The following is a 22,483-nucleotide window of genomic DNA, read 5'->3' as shown; positions in this document are numbered from 1 at the left end:
CCCGGCGACCTCGGTCGGAGTTTTATAGTCAGCCGGACAGTCGATGAACCGTGGAGGAAGCCCGTGAAGCCCATCCGGTCCGTGCTGAGCGCGCTCGCCGGCATCGTGCTGGTGTCGGCGACGATCTTGTTCGCACCGCCGGCGTCGGCAATGTTCTACGGCAATTACAACCTGCACATCCCGGACCGCCGTGACTTCCACACCTGGATCTTCGCCGCGATGACCCCATGCCGGGGCTTCCCGGTCGAGGGCGCCACCTGCATCCGGGTGCAGACCATCCCCCAGCCGGTGGCCAAGGCGAAGTACACCCACGCCGACGCCATGCTCGGTGACGACGGCTTCTACACCATGGTCATCGACGACCCGTTCGGCCTGCGCTGCGGGGACATCTACTACGGTCCCGTCATACCGACCCACGACGTCTACCGCTGGCACAAGGACACGCTGGCCGGTGAGATGGTGTCCTCGTTCGCGACCGGGTGCGACGGCGCCCCCGGCGGCAGCTTCACCTACCCGATCTCGTTGACCAGGATGTGACGATGCGTGCTCTAGTTTCCTCGGCCGCCGCGCTGGCCATGCTGGCCGGATCCCTCGGCACCGCTGCCCCCGTCGGCGCGAATGAGCCGGTCCTGCACCATGTCCGGTACACCGTCACCGCGAACGCGCCCATCTGGTCGCACATCTACTACCGGGACACCGAGCCCGCGTTGTTCTCCGACTACAGCCACAACCCGTACATGTTCAGCCCGCGCGCCGACGCCGAGGTGGGACCTGGTCAGCCATGGGTGCTCGAGGCCCACCTGGCCGACCCGAACCTGTGGGCGATGGTGGCCGTGCAAAGCGGCGAGGCGCCGAACTTCCCCGTGCCCGGATACAGCTGTGAGCTCGCGGTCGACGGCGTGGTCGTCAAGACCGACAGCGGCCCCAAGGGCGCGCTCTGCTCGATCCGTAACTGGTAACGACGCGCAATCCGGCAGCGCCGGCGGCGAACTCGGCCCGCGCGGTGGCGCTGCGGCTCAGTCGCCGCGCCGCCAGAGCGCCTCACCGCTGTGGGCGATGCAGCTCAGGAACAGGCCATCGGGCGCCTGGGCCACCATGTGCAGCTCACTCGAGCATTGGCTGCCCTCGTCGCGGATCCCGGCCAACGGTGGCGAACGGAACCACCTCGGCTCGTAGCGGCGCGGCGAGCCACAGAACACCAACCGCCCGGGCTGGATGGACGGGCCGGCGACCGCGGTCCCGAACACGAAGTAGGACGTGTTGTCGCAGTACGAACCCAGCACCACGTTGGGCCGGATGCCGGGGACGCAGAAGGCGTCGTTGCAGGTTTGCGGGCCCGCCTGGGCCACCGGCGCACTCACCGTCGCCGCCGGCGCACTGAGCATCGCGCCCACCGTTGCCGCGGCGGCGGCCATCACCATCACACGCACGTGAACACTTTCGCACAGCTGGAAACGAAACTCTTCATTTCGGAGAAGATTACTCAGCGGCCGCCGGTGCCCGCCCGCCGGGGCCGTGGATAAACGCTAGGCTCCGAGACGGATTCGCAGCCGACGACGGATGGAGCAGACGGGCGATGGCACCCGAGGCACCCGAGAATGACGACACCTCCGCCCCGTCCGCGGCGGAGGCGGCCGTGACCGCTCAGGAAGCCGAGGCGGCCGCCGACGCGCGGCCCCGGGCCCGATCGGGCTTGATCCTGCGGGCCGGGCTCGCGGCAGCCGTCGTGGCGATCTGCGGGTTGCTGGCCGCCAGCGGTTACCTGACCTGGCAGCACCGCTCGCTCACGCAGGTTTCGGCCCAGCACGCCGAATACGCCGCCATCGCCCGGCAGGGGGTGGTCAACCTGATGACCCTCGATTACGCCAATGCCGCCGAGAATGTGCAGAGCATCATCGACAGCGCCACGGGCGACTTCAAGGAGGAGTTCGAGGCCCAGGCGGACATGCTGATCGAGTCCCTCGCGCAGTCGGAGGTCCGCACGGAGGTCACGGTGAATTCGGTCGCGGTGGAACCCGATTCCGATCAAGCACCGGTGGTCCTGGTCGCGGCGACCAGCCAGGCGGCCAACGCCGAGGACGCCCGCCGCGAACCGCAGCGTTTTCGGGTCGCGGTGACGCTGGCCGACGACGGCGGCGAGTTCAAGATCGCCCAGGTCGAGTTCGTCTGAAACCACCGGCGATGCGGGGCCGCCGTTTTAGGCTCGATAGCACCGCGGACCCAGGCGGCAGTGATATTCTCCGAATCTGAGAATCACGCTATCGGTGGAGCTAGGAGCGCATTGATGTCGGCCTTCAAGGCAAGTGCGACGGCAGCGGCAGTGGCGGCGCTGGTGGCGACGGGCGTCGGCGCTCCTGCCGTCGCCGACGCCACCCCGAACTGGGGCATCAACGGCACGTTCGAAACCTCCTCGAACGGCGAATGGGCCAAGGTCAACGACCGCTACGAGAAGCAGCCGAGCACCCGCAGCACCTGGACCATCTCCACCGTGTGCACCACGCCGGTGGACTGCGCCGGCACCGTCAACAGCGATCAGGGATGGACCGCGCCGATCTACACCAAGAGCGGCGTCTGGTACGTCAAACGCGCGTGGCCGGAATGGCGGTGGTGCGCCGACGGCCAGCCCATCGAGGGCCTGCAGACCTACCTGCTCTACCCCGTGGGCGCCGACGGTCGCGTGGACGTCAAGTCCAACGAGTACGCCGGTGAGGACGTCACCACCGGTCCCAGCGGCTCCTGCGGCCGCAACCAGTGGCCGCACATCCGGATGCCGTTCTTCATGAGGAAGATCTGACACCGTCCCCACCCGTGGGCAGCAGGGCGGCCTGCGGCTAGGTCGTCTCGCGCCCGCCGTCGGCTGCCAGCGCCCCAAGTTGCGCCCACGGTCGTTGCAAGTCGGGCAGAACGACCATGCCGGCAATTTCGCGAACCCGACCGCGGGCTCGCGGGGCAACTGCCGATCCTGACCTGCAGCATCTGCCCGCCGCGAAAAGCTATGCGACACCGGCCGACAGGCCGACCCCGTAACGCAACACCGGCCACGGATCTCCCGTGGCCGGTCCTGCGTTCACCACCACTTCTCAGGTGGGCATCAGGTCGGTCCACGACGTCGGAGTCTTGGCGAGGTTCGCCTGCTGGTAGAGCGCGCCGTCGGAGCCCATGTACTCCCCGGTGCGGGGGTTGTACTTGGCCACGGCCACCGACGGGCCACCAGCGGCCTTGTCCCCGAACGAACTTGGGCTGGCCTGCGGTATCGCCGGGGTGCCCGAGTTGGGGATTTCCTCGACACCCGGGGGCATCGGGAGCTGTCCGGGCGCCACGCCCGGCGGCAACGGAACCTGGGTGGCGTGTGGCGCATGCGCGGGATCATCGGGCGTGGTCGCCGGATTGTGGATCTGCGGCGGCGCCGGCGGCGTCACCGGCGGCTCGAGGTACATCGGTTGCCCCGGCAGCAACGGCCCGGGGCCCGTGCCCGCGAAATTCGGCGGCGGCGCATTGGGCGGCGACAGCGGCGCCGGGGGCGGCGGGGCAGCGACTCCGGCCGGCAGCGGGGTGCCTTCGACGGGCCCGAAGATCTGCGAGTCCGCGAGCGCCCGGCTGTCCGGACGAACACCCTGAGCGATCAGGTTCGGGTCTATCGGGTAGGGCCCGAGCGAATGCTGACGGGTGGCCAACGGCTTGAAACCCTCGGGGTCGTTGCACAATTCGACCGTCGGAGCCCGCTTGCCCGGATGCGCCATGCAGGGGTAGTTACGGGCACCGCGGACCGCGATCGGCGAGTCCTGCGGGAGCTTGCAGTAGATGTCGTCCGGGGTGTCGACGACCTCCGTGTCCGACGGCGACCGCCACGCCGACGGCGGCAGGAAGCCCACCGTGCAGGAGTTCGGGTCCCCGAGCCCCAGCGAGAAGTCACCGTTCGGCATGCCGGCCGGGTTGTTGATCGGTGCATACGTCTGGATCTGCGCGACGTACGGCGGCAGCAACACCAGCAACTGCTCGATGGACGCGTTGTAGGTCACCCCGACCTGCCCGATCGTGGTCATGTTCGCCAGCAGCACCGGCAGCGTCGGCTTCACCTGGTCGAGCAACCGGGAGGTCTCCTGCGCGAAGCCGGGACCGTTCGCCAGCACGGCGCGGAACTCGGGATCGTTGTTCGACAGCTGCTCGGTGATACCGGCGAGGCTGCGCCCCCAGGTCCGGGTCGAATCCGTGGTTTGCTCTTGGGCTTCCAGGAACGGGCGGGAGTCGTCGATCAGGGCGCGGGTACGGTCCGAGATGGCGTTGGCATCGCGGGTGATGGTCGACGCCGAATCGAGCAGCGAGCCGAAATCGTATCCCGTGCCGTTGAAGGCCTCGAAGGTCTCGTCGAGCAGGTGACTCAGCTGGTCCTTCGGAATGGTGTCCATCAGGGCACTCACCTGGTCGAGCATGGGGCCCACCTCCTGCGGAATGGTGGTGTCCTCCATCGCGATCACCGCGCCGTTCTCCAGGTACGGCCCCGAATCCGTGCGCGGCTGCAGGTCGACGTACTGCTCGCCGACCGCCGACATGCTCAGCACCTGGGCCTGCAGGTCCGCGGGAATCTTCGGCGATCGGTCCAGCGACAACGTTGCCCGGGCACCGGTTTCGGTCAGCTCGACGGAGGTGACCTTGCCGATCTGCGAGCCGCGGTAGGTGACGTTGCTGAACTGGTAGAGCCCACCGGTGGCCGGCAGGTTCATCGTGACCGTGAGCCGCCCCACCCCCAGCAGCGTGGGTAGCTGCATGTAGGCGAACAGCATCACCGCCACTCCCACGATCGAGGCGATGGTGAAGAGGATCAGCTGCGTTCGGACGAAACGCGTGAGCATCAGCCACCTCCGTCAGTGGGTGCGGACGAGTCCGGTTCGGCGCCAAAGGGTCCGGCGAAGATCGGGTCTCCGGGCTTGGCGGGCGGTGCCGTCAGGTAGACCGGCGCGCCGGGCACCTGGAACGGCTCGGGCGGGGTGAACGGCAGGATGGGTCCGACCTCGGGCGGGATCGGCGGCGGCGGCCCCTGTTGCAGGGCCACCGGCGCTTCGGCCTCCGGCATCGCCGGGAAGGCGTCCGGCGGCGGCGGCGTCGCGCCCGTCTTCAGCGGGTCATAGGTGTAGTTCAGGTAGTACGGGTCCCCCGGCGCCGGCACCAACTGGACGTCCTGGTCGCCCCACCGGGTACCGAGGAACAGCGTTCGCTTCAACCGCGGAATCGTCAGGTCGATGGTGGCGAACAGGTTGTAGTAGTCGCCGCGGATGCCGCGGTCCATGAAGCTCTGGGTGTACGGGAACGTCGGGGCGTAACCGAGCACCTCACCCAGGTCCGGTCCGATGTCGGCCAGCGCCTTGAGCGTCGGTTCCAGATTTTTCAGGTTGCGCACCAGGTCGGCCTGCGAGTCGTTGGCCAGCTGGTTGGCGGTGTCGCTGAACGTTCCGAGCTTTTGCAGGGCCGTCGTCAACCGCGGCCGCTGCTGGATCAGGACGTCGATCGCGGGCGGAATCCGGTCCAGCGCCTGCGTGATGGTGTCGCGCTGACCGGCGAAGGTGCCTGCGAGCCGGTTCAGCGACTCCACCGAGGCCACGATGTTGTCCCGCTGGGCGTCCAGCGTGCCGACGAAAGTGTCCAGCCGGGTCAGCAGGTCGCGGACGTCGCTTTCCCGGCCGTTGAGCGCGGTGCTGAAGTTGTGGATGACGTCGCCGATCTGGCCGAGGCCGCCGCCGGTCACCACGGCCGCCAGCGAGGCCAGCGTCTGTTCGGTGGTGGGATAGGTCGACGAGTCGCTCAGCGGGATCGTCGCGCCCTCCGGTAGCGGGTCGGCGGGCGCCTCCCCGACAGGCGGATTCAGCGCCAGGTGCATCGACCCGAGCAGGCTGGTCTGGCCGATGGTCGCCACGGCGTTGGCCGGCACCTCGACGCCGGGCTGCACCGAGAACTCGATGTCGGCATGCCAGTCGGTCACCGACATCTTGCGCACGCTGCCGACCACGACATCGTTGATCATCACCGGCGAATTCGGTTCCAGCGTGGCCACATTCGCGATCTCGACGTGGTAGACCTTCGCGTCCGCACCGCGGCCGACAGCGCCCGGCAGCGGCAGCGAGTTCACGCCCTGGAACGCGCATCCGCTGGTGGCCAGCGCGACGCAGCCCGCGGTCGCGATCGCCATCCGAATGGATCTCTTGCCCATCATGCTGGCGGCATCCCTTCTGCCGGAGGCGGTCCGGCCGGCGCTTCGGCGGCCAGCGGTGCGCCGGGGGCGGGCCCCGGTGCCGGCCCCGGCGGAACACCTGCCGGGTTCAGCACGTCGCCGATGTTGGCCAGCACGTTGGGCGGCACCACCGGGGGTGCACCCGGCAGCATCTGCTGGGCACCCGGCGGCGGGACGCCCGGGGCGCGTCCGGTGAACGGTGGCGGGCCGGGCGGCACGTCCCGCGGATAGGCCGAGATCGCCGGTGGAGCCTCCGGGAGCTCGGGCGAGCCGCCCCCGCCGCCGGGCGCCAGGCCCGGCTCGGAGTAGATGAGGTTCTCCGGGCTCGCGGACTTCATCAGGTACGGGGCGACCGGGAACGGCAGGTTGTTGAAGTTCAGCAACCGCAGCGCGGGCCCGAGGTACTGCGAGCACAGCTTGGCGGTCTCCGGGGCGGTGGTGTTCTCCACCGCGCCGATGGCGCCGCAGATGAACTCGACCGGGTTGGAGAAGTTGTGCAACACGAACTGCCCCACCGGGCTACCGGCGTCCGGGTTGTAGATGTTGTAACCGTTGGCGAACGCATTCGGCGCCACGTGCAGGATGTTCTCCAGGTCGATCTTGTGGTCGACGAGGTTCTGGGTGACGTTGGACAACCGTTCGATCTGCTCGGCCGTCTTGTCGCGGCTGTTGGCGACGAACCGCTGCACCTCCACGACCGCCACCGAGAGGTGCTTGAGTGCGGCGTCGAGATCCGTGCGGCTCCCGTCGACCACGCTGGTCAGCGTGGCCAACCGATTCTGGAACGACACCACCTGCTGATTGCTGTTCTTCAGGGCGGTCATGAAGGTCTGCAGGTTGGTGATGATATCGACGATGTCGCCGCTGCCCTCGGCGAGGATGCGGGACACGCCGGACAGCTGGGTGATGGTCTCCCGCAGCTTGGCACCGTTGCCGTCCATGGCGTTGGCGGCACTTTCGATGAAGCGCGACACCGAGGTCCCGTCGACCCCGCTCTGCGGGCCCAGTTCGGTGGACAGCCGCATCAGCTGCGTCTTGACCTCGTCCCATTCCACCGGGACCGCGGTGGCATCCAGTGGGATCACCGTGCCGTCCGCCATGGTAGGACCGGTGCCGCGATAGGCGGGGGCCAGTTGCACATAGCGGGCCGCGACGAGGTTCTGCGCGACGATCACGGCCTTGGCGTCCGCGGGCACGTCCACGTCGTGATCGACCTTGAGCACCAGGCGGCTCTGGGTGCCCTCGGGCTTGATCGCCTCGATGGTGCCGACCTTGACCCCGGACACTCGGACCTCGTCCCCGGGGTAGATGCCGGTCGCCGAGGTGAACAACGCCTCGATGGTCTTCGAGCCGAAGAACTGCTGCCGTACGACGTAGGCCGCGCCGGCCACCAACACGACGGCCAACGCGATGGCCGCGACGCCGGTCAAACGCTTGCGTTGCATCAGCGCGTACCTCCCGGGATCCCGTTGTAGGGCAACGGCAACTCGGCCCGCGGTCCGGCGTCATCCCCGGGCTGGCCGGCGTTGGTTCCGCGGCGGAACCCGAACGAGTAATCCAGGAACGGCTGCAGCGTCTGGGCCACCGCGAGGTTCGGCACGTAGGCGTTGTAGTACGGGCCGTTGGCCAACGTCTCGCCCTGTGTCACCTGGAACTTGGCGATGCCCGGCAGGGCCTGGCCGATGTTGTCGGCGTTCTTCTCCAGCATGGCCATCACCACGTTCAGCCGCTCCAGCGACGGTGCGAGTTCGGCCTCGTTGTCGGCCACCAGGCCGCTGAGTTGCTGCGACACCGCTGCGGTGTTGGCCAGCAGATCGACGATGGCCTCGCGCCGGTCGTTGAGGACGCCCAGCAGGTCGTTGGCATTGAGGATCAACGCATTCAGTTGCTGGCTGCGCTCCCCCAGCACCTTGGTGACGTCGCCCGCGCTGGCGAGCAGATCCGCCAGGTTTTCGTTGCGGCTGTTGATCGACCGGGACAGCCGGGACAACCCGTCGAAGGTGGGGCCCAGTTGCGGGGCAAGCTGGTCGATGGTGGCCGAGAGCGTATCCAGCGACTGGTTCAGCGTTGCGGTGTCGGTGCCCTTGGTGTTGGTGGTCAGCTCGCCCAGGGCGTCGGTCAGCGAATACGGCGAGGAGGTGCGCGTCACCGGGATGACGGTCCCGGGCCGCAGCTTGTCGCTGCCCTCGGACTCCAGCGTCAGCACCCGCTCGCCGAGCAGCGAGCCGGTGCGGATGTGCGCGGTGGTCTGCGACCCCAACGGGTGCCTGCCGTCCACGGTGAAAGTCACCAGGGCGTCGCCGTTCTCGAGCTCCACGGCGGACACCGAGCCCACCTTGATGCCGGACACGGTCACGTCGTTGCCGACGATGATGCCGCCGGCCTCGGAGAACAGCGCCTGGTGGCGCACCGAGCCGGCCCACTGGATGAGGCGCTCGGGCTGCAATCCCACGGCGATCACCAGCACGATCAGTGCGGCGCCGAGGAACCCCGCGCGAACGAGGTTTGATTCGCGGTACTTCAGCATCAGGGCTCCGCGCACCTTCCACTCAGTTGTTTGATCATCGGGAAGACTGCGGTCCGGCCCTGCAGGTCGGTGACCCGGATGCTGAGGCCGCAGATGTAATACATGATCCAACTGCCGTAGGCGCCCAGCCGCCGCAGCTTCTTGTAGTTCTCCGGCATCTTCTGCAGTGCCGCATCGAGATTCGGGGACCCGGCCTCCAGCAGCGGCGCCAGGATGTTGAGCTGGTCCACGCTGGCGTTCAGCGGCGGCCGCGCCTCGGTCAGCAGGCTCGCCAGCGATGCGGTGCCGTTGTCCAACGACGTGATGGCTGTGCCGATCGGATCGCGGTCCTCCGACAGCCCGCTGATCAGCTGCTCGAGGCGGTCGATGCTGCCGGAGAACTTGTCACCGTCGGCGGCCAACGTCTCCACCACCCCGTTGAGGTTGTCGATCAGTTGCTCGACCACCTCGTTGTTGTCGGCCAGGGTGGTCGAGAACGACGACGTCTTGCTCAGCAGCGACTCCAGCGTCCCGCCTTGGCCCTGCAGGACCTGGATCAGCGAGGACGTCAGCGCGTTGACGTCCTGCGGGTTCAGGCCCTGGATCACCGGCCGCAGGCCGCCGAGCAGCAGGTCGAGGTCCAGCGCGGATTGCGTGCGCTCCTCGGGGATCTGCGAACCGGCGGGCAGGATCTTGGTCGATCCGGGACTGTCCACGAGTTCCATGAACCGGTCGCCGACCAGGTTCAGGTAGCGCACGGCGGCCTGGGTGCCGGTGGTGAGCTTGATGTGGCGTTCGGCGTTGAACTTCACCAGCACCGTGCGGTCGGGCTGCAGCGACACCGAGTCGACGGTGCCGACCCGCACACCCGCGACGCGGACGGAGTCGCCGCTCTCCAACCGGGACGCGTCGGCGAAGACCGCCGAGTATTTCGTGGTGGCACCACCGCGGTACTCGCCGAACGCCATGAACAGGAATCCGGTGAGCAGCACCATGATCGTGGCGAAGATGCCGAACTTCACCATCGTGCTCGAGGTTCGCGTCATCCCGGATGTCCGATCTGTGCGGTGTTGCGGGGCGGTCCGTCCAACGGTCCGAACAGCATCTGCTTGAGGCCGTCGGAGTTGAGCAGGATGCCCTGGTTGCCGTACTGCCACGGGTTCGAGTTGGTGTCGGTCACCAGGTAGGGCGCCTTGTTACCGAAGCCGATGTCGGGCAGACCCATGCAGTGCGGCCCGCCCTTGGCCGCGACCTTGGGCAGACTCGACGGGTACCGGTACCGGTCGATGTGCATGACGAATGCCACGTTCACCGCGATGCCCGGGTCCGCGGCCGGCGGCTGCTTGGACAAGGTGGCCATGCCGCCGAGAGCGCAGTTGAGGCCGGCGGCGTACTCGTTGGTGAGGTCGGTGGTGGGGACCAGCAGGCGCAGCGTCTCGCTGAGCGCGGCACGGTTGCCGCCGACGACGTCGTTGCCGATGTCGGCGAGTCCGATCATGCTGACCAGGAACGCATCCAGGTTCTGCTGCTCGTCGACGATGCTGTCGCTGACCCGGATCGTGTTCTCGACCGTGCGCATCAGGTCCGGCGCGGCGTCGGCGTAGGCGTCGGCCACCACGGCCGTGGCCTCGGTGTCCCGGGCCAGGTTGTCCAGGCTCGGTTCCAGCTTCTCCAGCAGCGCCTCGAAGTCGGAGACGGTCTGACCGAACTTCTCGCCGCGACCACCGAACGCCGCGGACATCGCGCCGAGGGTCTCGTTCAGCTTGACCGGGTCGATCTTGTCGAGCACCCGGGTCAGCTGCTGGAAGACGGTGTTGATCTCGACGGTGACGTGGTCGCCGCGCAGCACCTGACCGGCTTCCATCTTCTGCGACGAGGGATTCTCGGGCGCCTTGAGGTTGACGAACTTGGCGCCGAAGACCGTGGTGGATTCGATGTCGGCGGTGACGTTGGCCGGGATCAGCCGCAGCTGGCTCGGATCCATGGCCAGGCGCAGTTCGGCGGTGCCGTCGGGGCGGGTCTCGATGGCGGCCACCTTGCCGACCTGCACGCCGTTCATCTTGACCTTGGCGTCGGCGTTCATCACCAGACCGGCGCGATCCGAGATCAGGGTCACCGGGACGGTTTTGGTGAAGCTGCCCTGAAACAGGGCGACCGCCAGGGCGATGACGCCGATGATCGCGACGACCGCCAGCCCGCCGGCGACGGGCCGAGTCCAGGCCCTGCCGCGTTCGACATTGTCTGTCACAGTTTTTCCCGAATCCGCTATCCGCTGAGGTTGAAGTTGCCGTTGGAGCCGTAGATGGACAGTGAGACCAGCAGGGTCACGCTGACGACGGCGACCAGGGAGGTGCGTACCGCGTTACCGACCGCGGCGCCGACCCCGGCCGGCCCACCGGCGGCGAAGTAACCGAAGTAGGTGTGGATCAACAAGATCGTGATCGCCATCAAAATCGCCTGCAGGAACGACCACAACAAATCGATCGGATTCAAAAACGTATAGAAGTAATGGTCATACAACCCGCCGGATTGGCCCAACAACACCACCGTGGTGAACTGCGCCGCCACAAACGACATGATCACCGCAATCGCATACAACGGCGTGATCGCCGTCATCCCCGCAATGATCCGGGTGGACACCAGATACTCGATCGGCGGAATCCCCATCGACTCCAACGCATCGATCTCCTCATTGATCCGCATCGCCCCCAACTGCGCGGTCACCCCCGCACCGAACGTCGCGGCCAACCCGATCCCGGCCACAATCGGCGCCGCGATCCGCACATTGATGAACGCCGACAAAAACCCCGTCAACGCCTCGATGCCGATATTGCCCAACGAGCTGTAACCCTGAATCGCCAACACCCCACCGGTGGCCAACGTCAAAAACCCGACGATGACCACCGTGCCGCCGATCATCGCCAGCGTCCCGGCCCCCATCGAGATCTCCGCGATCAACCGCACGATCTCCTTGCGGAAATGCAACGTCGCATGCGGCACGCCGGCCACCGCACGCCCATAGAACAAAATGTGATCACCGATCCGGGAGAACAACTCCACCGGCCGACCGGCCTGACTGACCAACCGCGGAAACCGCTGCCGCAACAACGTCGAAGTACCCATAACCGCCGCCCCGCCTAGTTGTTCGTCATCTGGATACCGATGGCAGTGACCACCACATTGATCACGAACAACGCCATGAACGCATACACCACCGTCTCGTTGACCGCATTACCCACCGCCTTGGCCCCACCCCCGGTGATCGTCAACCCCCGATAACAGGCCACCAACCCCGCGATCAACCCGAACAACGCCGCCTTCACACACGAGATGATCACCTCCGGCACCCCGGTCAACAACGTGATCCCCGCCGCGAACGCCCCCGGATTCACATCCTGGATGAACACCGAAAACACATACCCCCCAAGGATTCCGATGATCACCACCAAACTGTTGAGCAACAGCGCCACCAAACCCGAAGCCAACATCCGCGGCGTCACCAACCGCTGCACCGGATTGATCCCCAACACCTCCATCGCGTCGATCTCCTCCCGGATCGTCCGCGACCCCAAATCCGCACACATCGCCGTGGCCCCCGCACCAGCAACGATCAACACCGTCACCATCGGACCCAACTGCGTCACCGCACCAAACGCCGCACCCGCCCCCGACAGATCCGCCGCCCCCAACTCCCGCAACAAAATATTCAACGTGAACGACACCAACACCGTGAACGGAATCGCCACCAACAACGTCGGCGCCAACGACACCCGCGCCACAAACCACGACTGCTCCAAAAACTCCCGCCACTGAAACGGCCGCACAAACACAAACCGCACCGCATCAGCAGCCATGGCAAACAAACCACCGATTGCCTGGAACGCCCCGGAGGCGTTCTTCAATCGCCCGAGGCCCACCGTCCACCGTTCCGGTCCCTGGACCGCCTCTTTATTTGCCACGACCCGGCCCTTCCGGTGGTTGGAGGATGGCGACGGCCGAGACCGCGGCCGATCCGCCGAGGTGGTGCAGTGGCCCGGTGCGGGCGGCGTCGGCTGCGCTGATGGCTTTCCCCCCTGTTCGACCAAACAGTGTCACACCTTGGATGTCTCCGCCGACAACGGCGCGCACCTCGGCGCGGGTGCCTCTGTTCGGTGCCGACGGCCGCCTGTTCACCGCGGTCACCTCCGTCTTCACCGATGCGCCCTCGCCGAAGCGGGTTGAAGAGCCCAGATCTTCATAGCCGATTTGGTCGATCCCCGTGGACAATTGACGAACATACCTAACACATTCGCCGCCGAATGTAACGTTCGCACGGCGCGTCCGCGCAAAAGTGAGGGCGCCGGCGCCAACCCCGACAATGCGACCCAGATCACACCCACAAACGGGTGTCGAGGCGCTGATCGCGGCGGTGCGGGACATGTCGGAGCTTTCGGCTAGGTGACGGCGCCGGCCGTCTTGAGTTCGATGATGCGGTCCCAGTCCAGGCCCAGTTCCTGCAGGATGTCGTCGGTCTGTTCGGCGAATCCCGGTGCCGGGCCGGTGCTCGGCGCGGCAACGTCGAACTGGACCGGGTTGGAGACCAGTTCCAGCTCGCCGGCCGGGACGAGGTACTCGTTGGCCCGGATCTGCGAGTCCTGCGCGGCCTGCAGCGTGTCCTGCACCGGGGCCCAGGGCCCGGCCAGCGTGGTGAAGCGCTCGCTCCACTCCGGCAGGGTCCGCTTCTGCATCGCCTCGGTGAGGATCTCGTTGGCGGTCGCGGTGTTCTCCGCGATCGCCTCGGCCGTGGCGAACCGCGGGTCGTCGATCAGCTCCTCGAGATCCATGTGTCGGCACACATCGGCCCAGAACTTGGTGGGCTGCATCATGACGAAGGAGATGTAGCGGTCGTCGGCGGTCGGATACAGCCCGACGAGCGGGTTGGCCGGCGACCCCTGCGTGCCCGGTGGGAACGCTTCCATCCGCTCGCCGAGATGGTTGGTCAGGGCGACGGTGTGTCCCAGGGCCCACAGGCCGCTGCCCAACAGCGAGACGTCCACCACCGACGGTTCACCGGTGCGTTCCCGCTTCAACAGTGCCGCGGCGATGCCGCCGGCGAGGTTGGTACCGGAGATGGTGTCGCCGTAGGCCGGCCCGGGCGGGCCGATCATGCCGGGCATGTCCGGCGGGGTGATGGTGCGCGCGGTGCCGGCCCGGCACCAGAACGCGGTCATGTCGTAGCCGCCCTTGACCGACTCCTCACCGCGCGGCCCGAGCGCGCTACCGCGCGCATAGATGATGTTCGGGTTGACCGCGCGGATGTCGTCCACATCGATGCCGAACTTCTGCCGGTGACCGGGCAGGAAGCTGGTCAGGAACACGTCGGCGCGCTTGGCCAGTTCCAGCAGCACCTCTTTGCCCTCGGGCACCGACATGTCCAGGCCGATGCTGCGCTTGCCGCGGTTGGCGTGCTCGATGTTGGGGTTCGGGTCGCCCTCCACCCGCAACAAACCGGTCTGCCGCAGCCCGCGCTGCGGATCGCCGGTGACGGCGTGCTCGACCTTGATGACGTCGGCGCCCCACTCCCCCAGCACGGCGCCGGCCGAGGGGACGAAGCCGTACATCGCGACCTCGAGGACCCGGATGCCCTCCAGCGGCCCGCTCACGACTGCGCCCCCGGCTCGGCGGCGACCGGAACCGCGAAGGTCTTGACCTCCTGGAACTCCGCCAGGCCGGCGGCGCCCATCTCGCGGCCGATACCGGACTGCTTGTAACCACCGAACGGCGCGTCCGGGTGGAAGTAGTTGCCGCCGTTGATCGAGAACGTCCCGGTCCGGATCCGGCGCGCCAGACCGAGCGCACGCTCGTGGCTGCCGAAGATCGCGCCGGACAGTCCGTAGATGGAGTTGTTGGCAATGCGCACCGCGTCGTCATCGTCGTCGTAGGCGATGACCGCCAGCACGGGGCCGAACACCTCCTCCTGCGCGATCTCGCTGTCGGGGTCGACGTTGGCCAGCAAGGTTGGCGTATAGAAGTAGCCTGGCCCCTTCTTCTCGCCCCCAGTGACCAGGGTGGCGCCGGCGGCGACCGCGCGCTGGACCATGCCGTCGACCTTGTCTCGCTGCTTCTCGCTGATCAGCGGGCCCATGTAGGTCTTGGGATCGTTGGGGTCGCCGTAGCGGACGTGGCCGAAGTTGGCCTTGATGAGTTCGACGAGTTCGTCGTGGTGCGCCCGCGGCACCAGCAGCCGCGAGGTGAGCGCGCACCCCTGGCCGGCGTGGGTGACCATCGAGAACGCCGAAAAGACTGCGGCAGTGTTGAAATCGCCGTCGTCGAGCACGATGGCGGCGGACTTGCCGCCCAGTTCGAGGAACACGCGCTTGAGGGTGGCGCTGGCCGCGGACATGATGGCGCGGCCGGTGGGCGTCGAACCGGTGAACGTGACCATGTCGACGTCCGGGCTGGTGGTCAACGCCGCCCCGACCTCCGGCGCGGCGCCGGACAGCACGTTGACCACGCCGGGCGGAATGTCGGTGTGGTTGGCGATCAGCTCGCCGAGCGCCAGCGTCACCAGCGGGGTGTCCGGGGCGGCCTTGAGCACCACGGTGCAGCCGGCGGCCAGCGCGGGCGCCAGCTTGGCCAGCGCCAGCTGATTCGGATAGTTGTAGGCGATGATCGCCGCCACGACGCCGGCGGCTTCCTTTTCCACCCAGCGGTGGTGCAGCGCGCCGCGCGCCTCGACGTTGCCCAGGTCCTCGGTCAATTCGGTGGTCTTGAGCAGCTCGGCGTAATAGCGCACGATCTCGACGGGCCCGTCGTACTGCGCACCGGCCAGCAGCGCGGCGGTCGCCCCCACCTCGTCGGTGGTCAGCTGGCCCATCTCGGCACGGTTGTCGACCAACGCACGGTGCAACTGCTCGAGGCACCGCACCCGAAGTTCCTTGTTGGTGGACCAGTCGGTCTCGTCGAAGGCCGTGCGCGCCGCGGCGATGGCGGCCTCGGCTTCCGCGACGCCGGCGTCCGGCGCGTATCCCAGGACTTCGCCGGTGGCGGGATTCAGACTCGCATAGGTGGCCTCGGCGTCGACCAGCTTGCCGCCGATGAGCAGCCGGCGGTCCGGCGCGGCCTGCGGGTTTGTCAGCGTTGCCGACTCAGGGGATCCCATCAAGCGGCCTTCCTGCTCGTTGATAACTGGATTCTCATCTTCGGCGAATCTTACATTCGCCAGACGAGAACTCAAGAAACTAAGCAGGACTCTGACGCGGCTGTCAACAGTGCCTCGGGGAAGGTCCTGACCCGGGCACTTTTGAGACTCTTAGTGCAGTAACCTTGCGAGACGAGCGCGCCGGAGAGTACGGTTCTCACAATCGAAAGGGAGATTCTTTCAGGTGGCGTCATGCGGTTCCCGGTTTCGCACCGACGGCAGCAAGTATCGAGGCCTGCCCGCCTCCCACCTGACCCCGCGCCGGGTAGCTCGACAACCAAGTGAAAGGAACCTCTGTGGGACGCGTTGAAGGCAAGGTCGCATTCATCACCGGAGCGGCGCGGGGCCAGGGCCGCAGCCACGCAGTCCGGCTGGCCGAGGAAGGCGCCGACATCATCGCGGTGGACCTCTGTGAGGACCTCGAGACCATCGGCTACCCGATGGCCACCCCGGAAGATCTCGAGGAGACCAAGAACCTCGTCGAGAAGACCGGGCAGCGGATCGTCACCGCCAAGGCAGACGTGCGCGAGGTCGCACAGCTGCGCACCGCGCTGGAGGCCGGCCTCGCCGAATTCGGCAAGCTCGACGTGGTGGTCGCGCAGGCCGGCGTGGCGGGCATGAAGGGCCAGCCGCCCATGCAGGCCTGGACCGACGGCATCAACACCAACCTGATCGGGACCATCAACGCCATCCAGGTGGCGCTGCCCCACCTCACCGAGGGCGCCTCGATCATCGCGACCGCCTCGGCGGCGGCGCTGATGGACGCGCACAACAAGCCCAACCCCGGCGGCGACCCCGGCGGCATGGGCTACATGGTGTCCAAGCGCATGATCTCCGAGTACGTGCACTACCTGGCCACCGAGATCGCGGTGCGGGGCATGCGCGCCAACGTCATCCACCCCACCAACTGCAACACCGACATGCTGCAGAGCGAGCCGATGTACCGCAGCTTCCGCCCCGACCTGGAGAAGCCCACCCGCGCCGACGCCGAGCCGGTGTTCGGTGTCCAGCAGGCCATGAAGGTCAACTACGTCGAGCCCGAGGACATCAGCAACGCGGTGCTGTGGCTGGCCTCGGACGAATCCCGCTACGTCACCGGCATGCAATTGCGCGTCGACGCCGGCGGCTACCTGAAGTGGTACGACTACCACGTTTAAGTGCATCCGGGTGCAAGACAACAGGATTGGGCGCGAAAGGAAGACACGATGAAGGTTTGGGTAGACCGCGAGAAGTGCCAGGGCCACACCTTGTGCGCCATGATCGCGCCCGATTCATTCGAGCTCGATGACGTCGACGGCCATGCGTCGGCCGTGAACGAGATCGTCCCCGAGGATCAGCAGGACGCCGTTCGTGAGGCCGCCCAGTCCTGTCCGGAACAAGCCATCATCATCGAATGAGCCTGATCGCCCCGTGGGGCTGTCCGATCGGCCAGAACATCAAGGAGACAACGCCGTGAGCATCGACGATGTCACGACCGATGACCGCAAGAAGAACCGGTATCACTTCGACCGGCACACCCCCGAGTATCGGCTGCAGTTCCAGGCGATCACCGAGGAGATGCACGCCAAGTGCCCGATGGCGTGGACCGACACCCACGGCGGGCACTGGGTGGCCGCGGACAGCGCGCACGTGTTCGAACTGGCCCGCTGCCCGGCGGTGTCCAACCATCACGACATCTCCGGGGAGACCCCGTTTCAGGGCATCACCATCCCCAAGGCCAGCCGCGCCACGGTGGTCCGGGGCGGCATCCTGGAGATGGACGAGCCCGAGCACAGCCAGTACCGCGGGGCACTGAATCCGTACCTGTCGCCGGCCGCCATCAAGCGCTGGGAACCGTTCGTCCACGAGATCACCCGTGCCGCACTCGACGAGCACATCGAGTCCGGCCAGATCGACTTCGTCGAGCACCTCGCCAACGTCGTGCCCGCGGTCCTCACCCTGGCCATGATGGGCATCGACCTGAAGAAGTGGAACGTCTACAGCGAGCCCACCCACGCCTCGGTCTACACCCCCGAGCACGCGCCCGAACGCGAGAAGATCAACGAGCAGCACCGCGAGATGGGCATCGACCTCATCAACAACATGATGGAGATCCGGGAAAACCCCCGGCCCGGGTTGGTGAATGCCCTGCTGCAGTTGCGCATCGACGGCGAACCCGCGCCCGACATGGAGATCCTGGGCAACCTGGGCCTGGTCATCGGCGGTGGCTTCGACACCACCACGGCGCTGACCGCGCATGCCCTGGAATGGCTCGGCGAGAACCCGTCGGAGCGGACGCGCCTCAGTGCGGAGCGCGCCACCCTGCTGAACCCGGCGACCGAGGAGTTCCTGCGGTTCTTCACGCCGGCCCCCGGCGACGGACGCACCTTCTCCGAGGACGTCGAGGTGCTGGGTCAGCAGTTCAAGCAGTACGAGCGGCTGTGGCTGTCGTGGGCGATGGCCAACCGCGACCCGGCCGTGTTCGAAAAGCCCAACGAGCTGATCATGGAGCGAAAGGGCAACCGCCACTTCAGCTTCGGGATCGGCGTGCACCGCTGCGTGGGCTCCAACGTGGCCCGCACCGTGTTCAAGTCGATGCTCACCGCGGTGCTGGATCGGATGCCGGACTACGTCTGCGATCCCGAGGGCACCGTGCACTACGACACCATCGGCGTGATCCAGGGCATGCGTAACCTGCCGGCCACCTTCACCCCGAGCAAGCCGCTGGGGCCGGGCCTGGACGAGACGCTGGAGAACCTGCAGCGCATCTGCAACGAGCAGGAGTTGGCGCGCCCGATCACCGAGCGTAAAGAAGCCGCCGTAATCGACTGGCCCTGAGATGATTTCGGTGCGCTGGGGGGCGCCGAGCGCCCCCCAGCGCACCGAAATCGCTACATCGGAAGGCCGAGCCCGCGCGCGATGATGTTGCGCTGGATCTCCGAAGTACCCCCGGCGATGGTCCCGGCGAAGCTACGGAAGTAGCGCTCGATCCAACTGGCCGACAGGTAATCCAGGTCATAGGGCTGGTATGACGACGTGTTGGCCGGGTGCCGCAGCCCGTCGACGCCGGCACCGTCCAGGGCCGCCTCGGTGGCATCCCGTTCGGCCTCGGAGCCGAGCACCTTGAGCACCGAGATGGTGGTCATGTCCTCTTCGCCGCGGGCGGCCTTGGCGATCGCCGCCGACCCGAGCAACCGCAGCGCCTGATAGTCCATCACCAGCGTGGCGTACCGGTCCCGGCCCAGGGCGTCGGTGGGGCGGAAGTCCTCGACGAGGTTGTGCAGGCGGTCGGCGTACTGCATCCACATCATGGTCCGCTCGTGGCCGAGCGCGCCGTTGGCCACCCGCCAGCCGCCGTTGAGCGGACCGACCAGGTTCTCCCGCGGCACCCGCACGTCGGTGAAGAACACCTCGTTGAAGTCGAGGTCGTCGTGATGGCACACGGTCGGGAAGGGCCGGCGCACCAGGCCGGGACTGTCGGTGGGGATCATGAGCACCGACAGCCCCTTGTGCTTGGGCGCATCGGGATCGGTCCGCACGAACGTGAACAGCACGTCGGCGTCGTGAGCGCCGGAGGTCCACACCTTCTGGCCATTGACCACGAAGTGATCACCGTCGACGACCGCCTTGGTCCGCAGCGACGCCAGATCCGAACCCGCGCCCGGCTCACTCATGCCCACCGAGGCGGTCATCTCCGCGCGCAGGATCGGCACGGCCCACTTCTGCTTCTGCTCGTCGGTCCCGAACGTCAGGATCGACGCCGCGACGATGCCCACGCCCTGCGGATTGAAGCTGTGGTAGATGCGCCGCTTCGACAACTCCTCGCGGTGCACGTACTGCTGCACCACCGTCGCGTTGCGGCCGCCGAATTCGGGCGGATTGCCCGGCAGCAGCCAGCCGTGCTCGAACTGGAGGCGCTGCCAGCGCCGGGCCCACTCCGGGATGTGCGAGCAGGTCTGGGACCGTTCGGCGGTCTCGCTCTCCGGGGGCAGGTACTCATCGAGGAACGCGATGAACTCGGCACGGAACTGCTCGACGTCGGCATCAAAATCCAGTTGCACGGTGCTCCTCGGTGTCAGGTCCTAGATATAAGAGACCAACTCGTGGTTTCATGGGAGAATATCATTCTAGTATGCTGGAATCGAAGTCTCTCGCGCCCGGCAGCGCACCCAGCCCGGCGCGCCCGACACCGGGCAGCGCATGAGAATTCCATTCTTGCTCTCGAAGAACGGGGTTGTACTATGAATCACATGTCCGACCGTGGGTGGGTGTCATGATCGAACTCAAGGACGGCGAAAACACGGTGAAAACGCCCGTGATCGACGCCAGCGTCCATATCTTCTGCAGCTCCAACAAGGACCTCCGGCAGAACTTCATGCACGAACCCTTCCGTAGCCGCGGGTTCCCCGACTACGAGATGGACTGGTACGGCGCCCCCGGCGGCGAGTACGCCAAGGGCACCACGGGACCCGACCGGCAGTACCCCGGCTCGGATGTCGACGTGGCGGCCAAGCATCTGTTCACCGATCGCGGTGTCGACATCGCGGTGCTGCATCCGATGACCCGCGGCGTGATGCCGGACCGACACCTGGGTACTGCGATTGCCGCCGCGCACAACGAGATGATGGTGTCGCGGTGGCTCGAGCACGACACTCACGGCGAGCGGTTCCGCGGCACCATCCGCGTCAACCCCGACGACATCACCGGGGCCCTGCGCGAGATCGACAAGTACAAGGACCATCCGCGCGTGGTGCAGATCGGCATTCCGCTGCAGTCCCGCGAACTCTATGGCAAACCGCAGTTCTGGCCGCTGTGGGAGGCCGCGCAGGACGCCGGGCTACCGGTGGCCACCCACATCGAGGTCGGCTCCGGCATCGGGTTTGCACCCACCCCGTCGGGTCGCACCCGGACCTATGAGCAGTACCACGGGTTCATGTCGCTGAACTACCTGTACCACCTGATGAACATGATCGCCGAGGGCGTCTTCGAGAAGTACGACGGCCTCAAGTTCGTCTTCGGGGACGGCGCCGGCGACTCGCTGACCCCGTTCATCTGGCGGATGGACTGCTTCGGTCGGCCGCACCTCGAGCAGACCCCGTGGGCTCCGAAGATGCCGAGCGACTACCTGCCCGGGCACGTCTTCTTCGTCCAGGGCCCGTTCGACGGCCCCGGCGACGTCGACTACGCCGGGGAGTGGTTCAGCTTCACCAATAAGGACGACATGACCATGTTCGGCTCCAGCTACCCGCACTGGAACATGAACGACGTGGAGGTCCCCCGCGCCTACAGCGCCGAGCAGCGCGAAAAGTACTGCTGGCGCAACGCCGCCGAGCTCTACGGCATCGACGTCGCAGCCGCCACCGGCCTGGTCACCCAGTAAGCCGAAACCCACTGAGAGGAGCAGGCGAGATGACCACCACCGATCCGAATCCCACCGGCGGCCCGGCCCAAGCCGTCACCACGACCACCGACCGGGTCACCCCCGTCGAGCGCACACCCATCCGGTGCGTCGATTCCGACGTCCACCCGGTGCCCAAGCGCGGCGAGCTGTTCCCGCACATTCCCGAGCCATGGCGCACCAAGTACTTCTCGACACACAAGTTCGGCGAGCTGATCTACTACGACGCCCCCGACTACGCGCACGCCTTCGCCATGCGGGTCGACGCCTTCCCCGACGACGGCGAATTCGCCTGCAGCGACCCCGATCTGGCCTTCCGGCAACTGATCATGGAGGCCGGCTCCGACATCGCGATCCTGGAACCCGGCGCCTACCCGTGCCGGCTTCCCGAGGCCGACCACGCCATGAGCCAGGCGCTCAACTCCTGGCAGGACGCGCACTGGCTGGACTCACACAACAACTGGCACCAACGCTGGCGCGGGTCGATCTGCGTGTCCATCGAGGCACCCCAACTCGCCGCCGCCGAGATCGAGAAATGGGCCGACCACCCCTACATGGCGCAGATCCTGATCAAGGCCGAACGCCGCCCGGCCTGGGGCGACCCGATGTACGACCCGGTGTGGGCCGCCGCCACCAAACACGACATCACCGTGTCCTGCCACCTGTCGCGCAGCCACCACGAGGAACTGCCGATGCCGCCGGTCGGCTATCCCAGCTACAACCACGACCTGATGGTCACCTACTCGCTGCTGGCCCACAACCAGATCATGAGCCTGATCTTCGACGGCGTCTTCGACCGCTTCCCCACCCTGCGCTTCGTGTTCGTCGAGCACGCCTTCACCTGGATCCTGCCGCTGATGTGGCGCATGGACGCCATCTACGAGGCCCGCAAATCCTGGCTCGACATCAAGCGCAAGCCCAGTGAATACGTCAAGGACCACATCAAGTTCACCACCCAGCCGTTGGACTACCCGGAAGACAAGACCGAACTGAGCCGGGCATTCGAGTGGATGGAGTGCGAGAAGATCCTGCTGTACTCCAGCGACTACCCGCACTGGACCTTCGACGACCCGCGCTGGCTGGTCAAGCACCTACCCGAGCACGCCCGCGAGGCCATCATGTTCCGCAACGGCATCGAAACCTACAAGCTGCCCGACACCGTCCCGGCCATCGAGGGCCAGACCCGGGTGTTCTGAC

At 66.9% G+C, this 22,483-nt stretch carries 22 protein-coding genes; 9 read left to right on the top strand and 13 right to left on the bottom strand.

Annotation, left to right across the window (positions count from 1 at the left end):
• Positions 1 to 63: 63 nt before the first annotated feature.
• Entirely contained in the window at positions 64 to 537 is a 474-nt protein-coding gene (locus R2K23_RS07405; RefSeq protein WP_396893210.1) for a hypothetical protein, read from the top strand.
• A gap of 2 nt (positions 538 to 539) precedes the next feature.
• Positions 540 to 959, top strand: a complete 420-nt coding sequence (locus R2K23_RS07400) for a hypothetical protein (protein ID WP_316515648.1) — start codon at positions 540 to 542, stop codon at positions 957 to 959.
• Between the two features lie 57 nt (positions 960 to 1,016).
• Here R2K23_RS07400 and R2K23_RS07395 read toward each other — a convergent pair whose 3' ends face one another.
• Positions 1,017 to 1,421, bottom strand: a complete 405-nt coding sequence (locus R2K23_RS07395; protein WP_316517116.1) for a hypothetical protein — start codon at positions 1,419 to 1,421, stop codon at positions 1,017 to 1,019.
• A gap of 155 nt (positions 1,422 to 1,576) precedes the next feature.
• Between R2K23_RS07395 and R2K23_RS07390 the strand changes: the two genes are divergently transcribed.
• Positions 1,577 to 2,170, top strand: a complete 594-nt coding sequence (locus R2K23_RS07390; protein WP_316515646.1) for a hypothetical protein — start codon at positions 1,577 to 1,579, stop codon at positions 2,168 to 2,170.
• A 114-nt stretch (positions 2,171 to 2,284) separates the two neighbouring features.
• Positions 2,285 to 2,794 carry an Rv2253/PknI dimerization domain-containing protein gene (locus R2K23_RS07385; RefSeq protein WP_316515645.1) on the top strand — a complete coding sequence of 170 codons (510 nt, stop codon included), beginning with the start codon at positions 2,285 to 2,287 and terminating at the stop codon, positions 2,792 to 2,794.
• A 286-nt stretch (positions 2,795 to 3,080) separates the two neighbouring features.
• Here R2K23_RS07385 and R2K23_RS07380 read toward each other — a convergent pair whose 3' ends face one another.
• The 11 genes from R2K23_RS07380 to R2K23_RS07330 form a co-directional block, all read right to left on the bottom strand.
• Positions 3,081 to 4,850: an MlaD family protein gene (locus R2K23_RS07380; protein WP_316515643.1), complete on the bottom strand. Its 1,770-nt coding sequence runs from the start codon at positions 4,848 to 4,850 to the stop codon at positions 3,081 to 3,083.
• The gene (locus R2K23_RS07375) at positions 4,850 to 6,205 is read right to left on the bottom strand and encodes an MCE family protein (protein ID WP_316515642.1); all 1,356 of its coding nucleotides are present in this window, start codon (positions 6,203 to 6,205) and stop codon (positions 4,850 to 4,852) included. The genes R2K23_RS07380 and R2K23_RS07375 overlap by 1 nt, the downstream gene beginning before the upstream one ends.
• A complete protein-coding gene (locus R2K23_RS07370) occupies positions 6,202 to 7,668 on the bottom strand; it encodes an MCE family protein (protein ID WP_316515640.1) in 1,467 nt (488 codons plus the stop codon). Before R2K23_RS07370 ends, R2K23_RS07375 begins: the two co-directional genes overlap by 4 nt.
• Positions 7,668 to 8,750 carry an MCE family protein gene (locus tag R2K23_RS07365; protein ID WP_316515637.1) on the bottom strand — a complete coding sequence of 361 codons (1,083 nt, stop codon included), beginning with the start codon at positions 8,748 to 8,750 and terminating at the stop codon, positions 7,668 to 7,670. The genes R2K23_RS07370 and R2K23_RS07365 overlap by 1 nt, the downstream gene beginning before the upstream one ends.
• Entirely contained in the window at positions 8,750 to 9,775 is a 1,026-nt protein-coding gene (locus tag R2K23_RS07360; protein ID WP_316515635.1) for an MCE family protein, read from the bottom strand. Before R2K23_RS07360 ends, R2K23_RS07365 begins: the two co-directional genes overlap by 1 nt.
• A complete protein-coding gene (locus R2K23_RS07355; protein WP_316515634.1) occupies positions 9,772 to 10,977 on the bottom strand; it encodes an MCE family protein in 1,206 nt (401 codons plus the stop codon). Before R2K23_RS07355 ends, R2K23_RS07360 begins: the two co-directional genes overlap by 4 nt.
• 17 nt (positions 10,978 to 10,994) lie before the next feature.
• Positions 10,995 to 11,852, bottom strand: coding sequence for an MlaE family ABC transporter permease (locus tag R2K23_RS07350; protein WP_316515631.1), 858 nt, complete (start codon positions 11,850 to 11,852; stop codon positions 10,995 to 10,997).
• Between the two features lie 14 nt (positions 11,853 to 11,866).
• Positions 11,867 to 12,688: an MlaE family ABC transporter permease gene (locus tag R2K23_RS07345; RefSeq protein WP_316515628.1), complete on the bottom strand. Its 822-nt coding sequence runs from the start codon at positions 12,686 to 12,688 to the stop codon at positions 11,867 to 11,869.
• Positions 12,678 to 12,995 carry a hypothetical protein gene (locus R2K23_RS07340; RefSeq protein WP_316515627.1) on the bottom strand — a complete coding sequence of 106 codons (318 nt, stop codon included), beginning with the start codon at positions 12,993 to 12,995 and terminating at the stop codon, positions 12,678 to 12,680. The genes R2K23_RS07345 and R2K23_RS07340 overlap by 11 nt, the downstream gene beginning before the upstream one ends.
• Before the next feature lie 167 nt (positions 12,996 to 13,162).
• Positions 13,163 to 14,371, bottom strand: coding sequence for a CaiB/BaiF CoA transferase family protein (locus tag R2K23_RS07335; protein ID WP_316515625.1), 1,209 nt, complete (start codon positions 14,369 to 14,371; stop codon positions 13,163 to 13,165).
• Positions 14,368 to 15,870, bottom strand: coding sequence for an aldehyde dehydrogenase family protein (locus R2K23_RS07330; RefSeq protein ID WP_316515624.1), 1,503 nt, complete (start codon positions 15,868 to 15,870; stop codon positions 14,368 to 14,370). The genes R2K23_RS07335 and R2K23_RS07330 overlap by 4 nt, the downstream gene beginning before the upstream one ends.
• 335 nt (positions 15,871 to 16,205) lie before the next feature.
• On the opposite strand from R2K23_RS07330, the gene R2K23_RS07325 reads away from it, so the two are divergent.
• Genes R2K23_RS07325 through R2K23_RS07315 form a run of 3 tightly spaced genes read left to right on the top strand, consistent with a single transcriptional unit; the run spans position 16,206 to position 18,726 of the window.
• Positions 16,206 to 17,066 carry a mycofactocin-coupled SDR family oxidoreductase gene (locus R2K23_RS07325; RefSeq protein WP_316515622.1) on the top strand — a complete coding sequence of 287 codons (861 nt, stop codon included), beginning with the start codon at positions 16,206 to 16,208 and terminating at the stop codon, positions 17,064 to 17,066.
• Between the two features lie 48 nt (positions 17,067 to 17,114).
• Positions 17,115 to 17,306 carry a ferredoxin gene (locus R2K23_RS07320; protein ID WP_316515621.1) on the top strand — a complete coding sequence of 64 codons (192 nt, stop codon included), beginning with the start codon at positions 17,115 to 17,117 and terminating at the stop codon, positions 17,304 to 17,306.
• Positions 17,307 to 17,361: 55 nt separating this feature from the next.
• The gene (locus tag R2K23_RS07315) at positions 17,362 to 18,726 is read left to right on the top strand and encodes a cytochrome P450 (protein WP_316515620.1); all 1,365 of its coding nucleotides are present in this window, start codon (positions 17,362 to 17,364) and stop codon (positions 18,724 to 18,726) included.
• Between the two features lie 53 nt (positions 18,727 to 18,779).
• On the opposite strand, the gene R2K23_RS07310 is transcribed toward R2K23_RS07315, so the two are convergent.
• Positions 18,780 to 19,949 (bottom strand): acyl-CoA dehydrogenase family protein, encoded by a 1,170-nt coding sequence (locus R2K23_RS07310; RefSeq protein WP_316515618.1) that lies wholly within the window; start codon positions 19,947 to 19,949, stop codon positions 18,780 to 18,782.
• Positions 19,950 to 20,161: 212 nt separating this feature from the next.
• On the opposite strand from R2K23_RS07310, the gene R2K23_RS07305 reads away from it, so the two are divergent.
• Positions 20,162 to 21,268: an amidohydrolase family protein gene (locus tag R2K23_RS07305; protein WP_316515617.1), complete on the top strand. Its 1,107-nt coding sequence runs from the start codon at positions 20,162 to 20,164 to the stop codon at positions 21,266 to 21,268.
• A gap of 29 nt (positions 21,269 to 21,297) precedes the next feature.
• Entirely contained in the window at positions 21,298 to 22,482 is a 1,185-nt protein-coding gene (locus R2K23_RS07300; protein ID WP_316515616.1) for an amidohydrolase family protein, read from the top strand.
• Position 22,483 lies beyond the last annotated feature (1 nt).

The sequence above is a fragment of the Mycolicibacterium sp. MU0050 genome (assembly GCF_963378085.1).
In the GTDB taxonomy this organism is placed as follows: domain Bacteria; phylum Actinomycetota; class Actinomycetes; order Mycobacteriales; family Mycobacteriaceae; genus Mycobacterium; species Mycobacterium wendilense.
Note: the sequence above shows the minus strand (reverse complement) of the source record. Positions and strands in the feature narration are given on the sequence as shown.